The sequence below is a fragment of the Lyngbya sp. CCY1209 genome, assembly GCF_055795065.1.
This window is the reverse complement of record NZ_JAYFER010000594.1, coordinates 1-9,769: the sequence shown is the minus strand read 5'-3', so window position 1 is coordinate 9,769 and position 9,769 is coordinate 1. Positions and strand designations below refer to the sequence as shown.

The window sequence follows — 9,769 nt, the reverse complement described above, 5'->3', positions numbered from 1 at the left end:
ATTGAACAGTGCAAGATTGCTATTTCCGAATGGTTAAAACCTATTGGTCTCCAGCTTAAACCGGAAAAGACAAGAATCTGCCATACACTGAGAGAAATCGAGGCAAATGGTGAAAAAGTCCAACCGGGATTCGATTTCCTGGGGTTCAACATTAGGCAATATCCTGCTGGAAAACATGTCTCTGGGAAAAGTGGAGGAAATGTCAGCAAACTCCTTGGCTTCGTAACCCACATAAAACCAAGCAAAAAGGCAATCAAAGCCCACATTGAAAAGGTTAAAGAGGTGATTAAGAAATATAAAACTGCACCTCAAGCCGCCCTGATTAAAGAACTCAATCCCATCATCACAGGATGGTCAAGATATTACTCAGGGGTAGTCTCCTCGGAGATTTTCAACAAGCTAGATAACATACTCTGGCAACAACTGCGGGCATGGGTAGTGTCACGATGCAGAAATGCCAAATACAAAACGCTCAGGAAATACTTCCGAACCGGAAAAGTGATACTGAGTAATGGGAAAGAAAGGAATGAGAAGTGGATTTTCCAAACTAAGGATGGTCTACGACTCCAACAGCATAATTGGACTCCCATTGTCTACCACACGTTGGTAAAACCGAACGCATCGACGTATGACGGAAATTGGGTCTACTGGGCGACAAGGAGAGGGAAATCACCAGAAATCTCGAACCGAGAAGCCAAACTGCTGAAATACCAGAAAGGCAAATGCAAATGGTGCGGGCAGCACTTCACTATTGAAGACCAAGTGGAGACCGACCATATCATTCCTAAATGCCTTGGCGGAAAGGATGATTACAAGAACCTCCAACTGTTGCACCGCCACTGTCACGATGCCAAGACTGCTATAGATGGTAGTCAAAGCAAGAGCCGTATTCATGACAACGAAACGGCTGAACTAGGAGCCGTGTGAGGTGAAAGTCTCATGCACGGTTCTGAATGGGAGGGGGAGATGGCGACATCTCTCTCGACCCCTAATCGTCTCTTTAGAGCGGGGAGGAAAAATCAACGCGCAGCTTTAGCTGCCGTATTCCGCTTCTTGAACTAGAATATTCACGGGTGACATTTTACGGCGCATGAATCAACTCCTGACGATAGTTTGCAAGCTTCAACCGACGCCAGAGCAAGCCGCTAAGATTGACGGCACGCTTAAGGCGTTTGCGGATGCTTGCATTTATATCCATCAGGAAGTCAACCCAAAGACGACCAGCAAGACAACGATTCAGGCCCAGGTTTACCACGACGTTCGAGCCCAATTTGGGCTCTCGGCAAACCTTGCTGTTCGGGCGTGTGCCAGGGTGAGCGCTAACCGAAAAACAGCGAAGCAGAAAAGCAAGCCGATTAACAGCTTTGCCTCCACCAGTGCTGACTACGACGCCAGAATCTTTTCTTTCAGGGAAAAGGATTGGACGGTCAGCCTGACGACCATTGAAGGTAGAGAACGGATGCCCGTCTCTGTCGGCAACTACCAGCGCGGCAAGCTGAAGGGCAGCAAGCCCACGTCTGCACAGCTTTGCCAGCATAGAGACGGGTGCTACTACATCCACATTCAGGTCAAGAGCGAGCCGCCTGAGCCACGCAAACATAGCACGGTAATTGGCGTTGACTTTGGCCGCACTGACATTGCAGTTACTTCGGAAGGTGATAAATGGGACGGGAAACAGATCCGTGACGTGAGAGACAGGTTCTCCCGAGTACGCGCATCGCTTCAACGAAAAGGCACAAAGGGCGCTAAACGCGCCTTGAAACGGCTCTCGGGTAGAGAGCGACGCTTTCAGGCTTGGGTGAGCCACAATATTAGCAAGACCATCGTAAAGAGAGCCGTCGCCACTGGTAGCGCCATTGCTATTGAAGACTTGACCGGCATTCGGCAGCGCACCAATAAACAGCGACGCACTCAGACAGAGCGTAGACGTTCCAATAGTTGGGCGTTCTATCAGCTTCGTCAGTTCATCAGCTACAAGGCTTTGGCCGCTGGCGTATCGCTCATGATTGTCCCGCCTGCATATACCAGCCAAACATGCCACCAATGCCTGCATATTGGCATCAGGGCCAGTAAGCGGTTTAATTGTACAAACTGTGGATGGCATGGCGACGCGGATCTGAATGGTTCTCTGATGATTTCGATTCTCGGGGACTCGGTAAGCAGCCCTGAACGCCTGAGTTGTTCGTTGCCTAGCGCAGCGGCGGCTTAGGGCGAAAGCCCCCGTACTTCAGTCGGGGGTGAGCTTACGTTGGTATCGAGGATGTTGGGAGAAGGTGCGGGATGGACAGTCTAGAATTTCTGCTGCAGCGGGAAGGAGATAATACTTGGTTGCCCCTGGAATCTCCCGACGTCGAAATTTTGGAGGGGCGGTATCGTATCGTCAGCCGTTCCTCCCTCGGGGAGCAGGAGATCGAAATTCGGATTGTCTACCACGCCTTGGATGAAGTGCCCCCGGTGCGGCGAGTCCAGACCCGGCGCGGCGATGTCAACGCCGAGGGTCTGATGGTCGTGATCCCCTACACGCATCTGTTGCCGGGAATTTGGGAATTTTCTTGTTCGCCGGACTTGCAGGAGGGGTTGTTGGGCCAGACCTGGCGGGCGACGCGGCAACTGCGGGTCCTCGCGGGCGACGTCGATGGGGGGGAGGAGTTGGAGCCGTCTCCGGAAATGGCGGCGGAGGAGTCGGCGGAAACGGTCCGAGAGCCGTCACCCGCGGCGGAGGAAGAATCCCCCCCCGGACCGGAACTCGACCGGGCTGAGGTCCGAGTGAAACTGGTTCTCGACCGGGATTCCTATCTGGCGGAATTGGGGAAGGCGTTTTTGCTCTCCGGCCAAGTTTGCGTCGGCGATCGCCCCGCCGAGAGGGGGGAAACCACCTCCCCTCCCCCCCAGCTTCTCGTCTCCGAACCCGAATTGCGGATTTGCCTGCGAGATCCCCAAACCTCGGACCTGCTCTGCGAGAGCCGCCAACCGGTCCCCCAGTCGATTTTGCCGGTTTCCTTTTCTGCGGCCATTTACGTCCCCTTTGAATGCCAGACCCGCCTCGTTTTGGGGGAAATTATTTTTTCGAGCGACACGGTGCCCGAGGTGAGCCAGACCTTCACCGTCGCCATGCCCGTCGAACAGTTGTTGGAGGCGATCGCGGACGATTTCGGGGAGGACGACTACCAAGCTGGACCCCTGGCGGTGGAGTCCCTGATGGCATCGCCTCGCCACCTGCAACTGCCCCGGGAAGGGGCGGACGGGGAGCGGCCGCCGTTGCACCCGTCTCCGACCCTGAACCCCCCCGCTCGGGAACGGGATACGGCGGAAAAGACACCGGTCCCGGAACTGCCCACCTTCGGCCGTCCCCTCCCGGGGGAGGCGGCGGAACCCGCGGCCGAGACAGACCCGACGCCCCCGGAAGAATTGGGGGACGGGGAGGCGGACGGGGAGGCTCAAGGGCCGGCGTTCGCGGAGGACGAGGAGATCGACACCTTTTCCCCCCTGCCCGAACCCCCCCCGGAATCGGCGATCGCGATCATTTCCCCGGTCGATCGCTCGTTCCGCGGCCTGAATTTGGAGGAGCGATTTTGGTCCCGCCTCAGTTCCCTGGCGAAGGATCGGGACCTCTCCCAGTGGATGAAACGGGCCACCTCTCCAACCCCGCCCGAAACGCCCTTCCCGGGGGCGGGGGAACCTCCGGAACCCGACGCCGCACCGGAGCGGCCCCCCGTGCCCGACGAGCTGCGCCCCCTGATCGCCGAATTGGAAGCGGAAGAGATCGTCGTCGATGACGACTTCGAGGAACCGGCGGGTTTCGCGGCCCGGGGGCGGGCGGACGATCGCATCCGGGCCCCCCACGTCCTCCCCGAAGATCGGGAAGTCCCGGCCCCCCTGTTGGAGGTGCCCGAGGAGCCGGTGGCCGGACGGCCCCTGCCGGTCCGGGTGCAACTTCCGGACGGCCTGCCGCGAATTTATGTCAAAATATGGGTGTACGATCGCCAGTCTCGAAACATCGTAGACGGGCCGCGCTGGATCACCGAGTTTTCCCCCAACGGCTTCGATCGCATCGAAACGACCTGTCAGCTCGAAATTCCCTATGGTAGTCTAGAGGTGCAGGTGGAGGCGATCGCCGTTGAAATGCAAACTCAACGGGAAAGCCATAAAGCGATCGTCGAAAAGACCGTGAGTCCTCCGGCCTCACCGACGCTTCCGCTCGACGAACCCCCGTCATAATCAGACCGAATCTGACGGGTGCGGGCGATTCGTGAAATCGGCACTTTGCAGAACACCCCCCCATTTCGTCCGGTTGAAAGCTTTGGAAAAAATGCTCGGACGATTTGAGGGTGCGGGGGAATTTTCCCCCCACCGATCGAATTCCCATTGATTTCGACCCCGAAGGATTCGGGTCAAAATATCCGGAGTCGGATGCTTGACCAATTGGCAGGTGTCCGCCGCGATCGGATTTTTTAGCGTTCCAAACTCACCGTCATCGCATCTCGAAAAAAATCGATCAATTTGATGTCCCAATTGGAAACCGACGTTTCCAATGTCATTTTTCCATCCCCGTTTTCAAGTTTATTTAGGAGAAAAAAATCATGGTTTTAGATTTCGGAAAAACCTTTAAAAATGCCGACAAGATCGGCCGTCAAATCGAGCAGGTTTATCGGGAAAGCCAAGAGGGAAGCGGCATCCATTTTAAACCCGCGATCGCCCTCAATGAAACGCCGAAAACCCTGGTACTAAAGGCGACCCTCCCCGGTTTCTGCCGGGACGATTTGGACATCAAAATCACGGAAAATGCGGCGATCGTTTCCGGAGTCCTCAAAGATTCCGCCGTCCCCTTCCGCCAGGTGGTCGCCCTGCCCGAACCCGTCGATCGCGATCGCGCCGAGGTGGACTACAGCAACGGGATCTTGACAGTCGTTTTGGGGAAATTGAGAATTGAGAATTGAGAATTATTAATTGTCAATTCATCTCACCCGAATCTTGTTACCCCAGATAGTTAGTGAGGGTCGGGATGCGATCGGATCGCACCCGGCTATCCAAAATCCACTATACTGATCGGGGGTCGGCAAAAGCCGACCCCGTTGCTGTGGAAATCTACGAAATTTGACGATGACTTCCGAACCGACATCCCCAACCCCCGAAACTCAACCCGCTGTCCCCGCCGGGGAACCCCAACCCAGCTACGTCAAACTGGCGATGCGGAATATGGTCCGCAAGGGCTCCAAATCCCTGTTTCACTTTACCCTCACCACCGTCGGCTTGGTGGGTTTCCTCGTCGGCGTCGCCTACTTGACTCGATGAGAGGACCGACGTGGAACTCGAACTGAACGTCCAAGACTGTTTTTGGCGGGGGGAAGACGGGGAGTCCCCCCCGTCCCCGCGCCTGGGGTTCGAGGCGATCGCGCCGGAAACCTGGGAATTCTGGTTCGCCGAGTGGCTGGGACAACTGCATCCGTATTTACCCCCCGCCGACGGCTACGAAATTAGCCTCCGCCTCACGGAAGACACCGAAATGCGGGGGTTTAACGCTCGATATCGCTCTTTAGACAAGCCGACAGATGTTTTAGCCTTTGCTACATTGGAGGTGAGTTATCCTCAATCCCCGGAGATGCTCTCATCCCCATCGTGCTATCTCGGAGACATCCTGATCTCGGTCGAGACGGCGGCCCGACAGGCGCGGCAACAGGGGCACTCTCTCCAAACCGAGTTGGCTTGGTTGGCGGCTCACGGTTTACTCCACTTGCTGGGGTGGGATCATCCAGACGATCGCAGTTTGACTCGAATGTTGGATCGACAGACCGCCCTGCTACAGGCTGTTAACCTGGAATGCGGGCAATATTTCGGTTCGGATCGATAAAAATTTAGGTACAATTGCTTCGTTCTCGACCCGATAACTCAAGTCATCTTCCGATGACTCCGCGAAAAAACGCGGCCCCGATCGTGCTAAATTGCACCCAGCATCGATCGGAAGCACCGACCATTGCGAGAATGCCGATTGTAAGGATGTCGCCGATGAACGCAAAAAAACCCTCCGTTTCACCGCTCCCCGTGCGGGCCCTGCCCCGATCTCAGAGTTACACTTACATTCAGGGTTTCCGAGGAGAGCCGAAGGTTAACCCCAACCGAACATCATCTTGGAGTGTGGCGAATAACCTCCTCGTCAGTTTCAAGTACGCTTGGAACGGCGTGACTTACGCATTTAAAACCCAGCGCAATTTCCGCATCCACACGGCGATCGGAACCCTAGCCGTGACCCTGGGGTTTGCGCTACAGTTGAGTTTCGTGGAACTGGCCGTCATCGGACTCACCGTCAGCGCGGTGATGGCGTTTGAACTCCTGAACACGGCGATCGAATCCGTCGTCGATCTGACCGTCGGGAAGTCCTACCACGAACTGGCCCGCATCGCCAAGGACTGCGCGGCGGCGGCGGTGCTGATTTCGGCCCTGGCCGCGCTGTTGGTCGCCGGGGTGCTGATCCTTCCCCCCCTGGCTGCCCAGATCCAACAGTGGATTTAAGGAGTCTAAATTTTGATCGTCGTCATCGACAATTACGATAGCTTTACCTACAACCTAGTCCAGTATTTGGGAGAGTGGGGCGCCGAAATTGCGATCGCCGACCGCATCGAGGTGTACCGCAACGATCGCATCTCCGTCGAACAGGTCCGGCAACTGCGGCCCGACGGGTTGGTCATTTCCCCCGGCCCCGGCCGTCCGGACGACGCCGGAATTTCCCTAGACCTGATCCGGGAATTGGGGCCGACCCTGCCGATTTTGGGGGTGTGTCTGGGACACCAGAGCATCGGCCAGGCCTTCGGCGGCGACATCATCTCCGCGCCGCAACTGATGCACGGCAAAACTTCGGAAATCCGCCACGCCGGAAAGGGCGTGTTTCGGGACTTGGACAACCCCTTCACCGCCACCCGCTACCACAGTTTGGTCATCGATCGCCAAACCTGCCCCCAGGTCTTGGAAGTGACCGCCTGGGTGGATGACGGGACGATCATGGGCGTGCAGCACCGACAATACCCCCACATCCAGGGTGTACAATTTCATCCGGAGAGCATCCTGACCGGGGCGGGCAAATCCCTGTTGAAGAATTTCCTCGACGGTTGCCGGCTGGCGGTGGCGGGCGATCGCTGACTTGTAACTTTGGGTGTAGCCCTTCGACTTCGCTCAGGGCGACGGGTGTAGGGTGTAGGGTGTAGGGTGTAGGGAGAGAAATTCCGATCGCCTCTAACTCCGATCCCTGCGAACTCTCAACATACCGGCGATCGCTGCGATCGCTCCCCTGCGGGTGCATCTCTTCTCCTTCTATATTTCGGTCTGATTGTTTTCTATGAAACGGCGACAGTTCATCCATTTGGCCCAAACCAGCGCCCTCGTCGCCCTCGCTTCGGGTTTCGGTGCGCGGTGGCAAGTCTCCCAGGCCCAGACGGCGGACACCCTGACGGTGCGTTGGCTGGGGCACACCAGTTTTCTGTTCACCGGGGGCGGCCTGCGGGTGCTGCTGAATCCGTTTCGACAGATCGGGTGCACGGCCGGATACCGGAGCCCGAAGGTGGACACGGATTTGGTGCTGATCAGCAGTCGGCTACTCGACGAGGGCTCCATCGAGGGCTTTCCGGACAATCCGGCGCTATTATACGAACCGGGGGTCTATCAATTTAACGGCACCCAGATTCAGGGCATTCGGACGGTTAAGGACCGGGAAGGGGGGCGCCGCTTCGGGACGAACGTGGCTTGGCTGTGGACCCAGGCGGGGATCAAGATCCTGCACATGGGGGGTCTGGCCGGGGCGATCGATATCGAAGAACGGATTTTGATCGGGCGCCCGGATTTGATGCTGGTGCCCGTCGGCGGCGGCCCGAAATCCTACACGCCGGAGGAGGCGAAAGCTGCGATCGCGGCCCTCAACCCCCGCATGGTCATCCCCACCCACTACCAGACGCCGGCGGCGGATTTGACAGCCTGCGACCTGGTTCCGGTGGAGAATTTCCTGAATGTGATGACAAATGCCACGATCGAGACTATCAACAGTGATACTTTGACGTTGAGTCGCGATCGTCTCCCGGACGACGGGTTGAGAGTCGGGGTGATGAGCTACAATTTCAATACTCCGGCCAATGCGGGGAATTCCGCGCCGCCGGAGAATTCTTGATCGGGTGGCGATCGCATCTGGCAAACTGCGCGACGGGGTGGCTGTAGAAATGAAAGAAATATGAAAAGTGCTTTCATCTCCCACTGGAACGGGATTTCAGCGATTTTGAGTTCGGAGATGCCCGCGCACCTTACGCAGCGGGGGTTTCAGCGTTTTTGGGCCGGTCGGAGCATGAGAACGGTTCTCCTGCGGGCGATCGTCGCGCAACTGGCGCCTGCATTCCCCATTGGGCTTGACCTCCTGGCGAGGCCCCTGCTATAATCAGAAATACCTTTTAGGGATTGAAACAAAAAGGGAAACGTTTCCCTTTTTTGGTTTATATTATCCTGCTATAATCAGAAATACCTTTTAGGGATTGAAACCATCCCCTCATATTGCTTAAGAGAAGGCCGCAAGGCCTGCTATAATCAGAAATACCTTTTAGGGATTGAAACGTCGCCACCATTGTCGCCGCCATTGTCGCCGCCGTCCTGCTATAATCAGAAATACCTTTTAGGGATTGAAACTGCTTCGCACTGGTAAGCATAAGCCGCCTTACCCCTGCTATAATCAGAAATACCTTTTAGGGATTGAAACATATTCTGGTAGGCTGTTGCATCGGCTTCGCACTGGTCCTGCTATAATCAGAAATACCTTTTAGGGATTGAAACTTGGGATCTGGTTAGAATTTCCCATCAGGCTCTGGAACCTGCTATAATCAGAAATACCTTTTAGGGATTGAAACGGGATCGGACTCCTTGAGCGCCAACACCTCGGATGCACCTGCTATAATCAGAAATACCTTTTAGGGATTGAAACCCCGTTCTCGAGTTTGCTGGAAACAGCCATTCGCCGCCCTGCTATAATCAGAAATACCTTTTAGGGATTGAAACTCGCGGTGGTCAATCCCCGCCGGGATATTTTCCTGCCTGCTATAATCAGAAATACCTTTTAGGGATTGAAACTCAATATCATTTTCGCTCTCAATTCCGGCGCGTATCCCTGCTATAATCAGAAATACCTTTTAGGGATTGAAACTATTCTCGTTTGATTTTTGGCTCGGGATATTTTAAAACCTGCTATAATCAGAAATACCTTTTAGGGATTGAAACCAATTTTTCAAATTCATGAAAAATGTTGATATTCCCTGCTATAATCAGAAATACCTTTTAGGGATTGAAACGCATATTTTGCGATTTCTAAAATTGCTTTGGCGGCCTGCTATAATCAGAAATACCTTTTAGGGATTGAAACATTCCTAATGCGCTACTCGTCCCTGCTATTGCGGCCTGCTATAATCAGAAATACCTTTTAGGGATTGAAACCCATCCATCGTTCTACGATGCAGCGAATGGTTCCCCATCCTGCTATAATCAGAAATACCTTTTAGGGATTGAAACGGGGGCGTTTCGGGTGTAGATTTTCAGACCGGGTTGGTTTTTTTTACCGTAAAAATCACCCAATCATCTTCAGATGATTTTGGCTATTAGCTTGGGAATTGATTCCCAAGCGGTTGGGAATTAAACTCGGCGAATTAACCCATAATAGATGGGTGGGAACGCAGCCGACTGGACCGACACATCTTAAACGGTGGGTTACGGCGGATTTCTAGATGGCTTTCACAGCATAGGTTGAAGCCGC

9 protein-coding genes and 1 CRISPR repeat array are annotated in these 9,769 nt (G+C 54.9%); all 9 genes read left to right on the top strand.

Annotated features, from left to right (window positions below; genetic code table 11):
* Window positions 1-927, top strand: a 927-nt coding sequence (locus AC0QHF_RS21990; protein ID WP_324706393.1) for a group II intron reverse transcriptase, incomplete at its 5' end; no start/stop codon positions are given.
* A 163-nt stretch (window positions 928-1,090) separates the two neighbouring features.
* A complete protein-coding gene (locus AC0QHF_RS21985) occupies window positions 1,091-2,209 on the top strand; it encodes an RNA-guided endonuclease InsQ/TnpB family protein (RefSeq protein WP_324706392.1) in 1,119 nt (372 codons plus the stop codon).
* Between the two features lie 71 nt (window positions 2,210-2,280).
* Window positions 2,281-4,218 carry a hypothetical protein gene (locus AC0QHF_RS21980; protein ID WP_324706391.1) on the top strand — a complete coding sequence of 646 codons (1,938 nt, stop codon included), beginning with the start codon at window positions 2,281-2,283 and terminating at the stop codon, window positions 4,216-4,218.
* A gap of 362 nt (window positions 4,219-4,580) precedes the next feature.
* Window positions 4,581-4,937, top strand: a complete 357-nt coding sequence (locus tag AC0QHF_RS21975; RefSeq protein ID WP_324706390.1) for an Hsp20/alpha crystallin family protein — start codon at window positions 4,581-4,583, stop codon at window positions 4,935-4,937.
* A gap of 163 nt (window positions 4,938-5,100) precedes the next feature.
* The gene (locus tag AC0QHF_RS21970; protein WP_324706389.1) at window positions 5,101-5,292 is read left to right on the top strand and encodes a DUF3285 domain-containing protein; all 192 of its coding nucleotides are present in this window, start codon (window positions 5,101-5,103) and stop codon (window positions 5,290-5,292) included.
* Window positions 5,293-5,302: 10 nt separating this feature from the next.
* On the top strand, window positions 5,303-5,848 hold the full coding sequence (ybeY, locus tag AC0QHF_RS21965) for an rRNA maturation RNase YbeY (RefSeq protein WP_324706388.1): 546 nt from the start codon (window positions 5,303-5,305) through the stop codon (window positions 5,846-5,848).
* Between the two features lie 155 nt (window positions 5,849-6,003).
* Window positions 6,004-6,507: a diacylglycerol kinase gene (locus tag AC0QHF_RS21960; protein ID WP_324706387.1), complete on the top strand. Its 504-nt coding sequence runs from the start codon at window positions 6,004-6,006 to the stop codon at window positions 6,505-6,507.
* A gap of 12 nt (window positions 6,508-6,519) precedes the next feature.
* The gene (locus AC0QHF_RS21955) at window positions 6,520-7,131 is read left to right on the top strand and encodes an anthranilate synthase component II (RefSeq protein ID WP_324706386.1); all 612 of its coding nucleotides are present in this window, start codon (window positions 6,520-6,522) and stop codon (window positions 7,129-7,131) included.
* 196 nt (window positions 7,132-7,327) lie between these two features.
* Window positions 7,328-8,149, top strand: a complete 822-nt coding sequence (locus tag AC0QHF_RS21950; protein ID WP_324706385.1) for an MBL fold metallo-hydrolase — start codon at window positions 7,328-7,330, stop codon at window positions 8,147-8,149.
* 251 nt (window positions 8,150-8,400) lie between these two features.
* Window positions 8,401-9,528: a CRISPR direct-repeat array (repeat unit 37 nt; unit sequence CCTGCTATAATCAGAAATACCTTTTAGGGATTGAAAC).
* Window positions 9,529-9,769 lie beyond the last annotated feature (241 nt).

Bases quoted from the DNA above. Each gene is read 5' to 3' on its own strand.
- AC0QHF_RS21975 (WP_324706390.1), top strand. From the start codon at position 4,581: ATGGTTTTAGATTTCGGAAAAACCTTTAAAAATGCCGACAAGATCGGC.
- AC0QHF_RS21970 (WP_324706389.1), top strand. From the start codon at position 5,101: ATGACTTCCGAACCGACATCCCCAACCCCCGAAACTCAACCCGCTGTC.
- AC0QHF_RS21985 (WP_324706392.1), top strand. From the start codon at position 1,091: ATGAATCAACTCCTGACGATAGTTTGCAAGCTTCAACCGACGCCAGAG.
- AC0QHF_RS21950 (WP_324706385.1), top strand. From the start codon at position 7,328: ATGAAACGGCGACAGTTCATCCATTTGGCCCAAACCAGCGCCCTCGTC.
- AC0QHF_RS21960 (WP_324706387.1), top strand. From the start codon at position 6,004: ATGAACGCAAAAAAACCCTCCGTTTCACCGCTCCCCGTGCGGGCCCTG.
- AC0QHF_RS21980 (WP_324706391.1), top strand. From the start codon at position 2,281: ATGGACAGTCTAGAATTTCTGCTGCAGCGGGAAGGAGATAATACTTGG.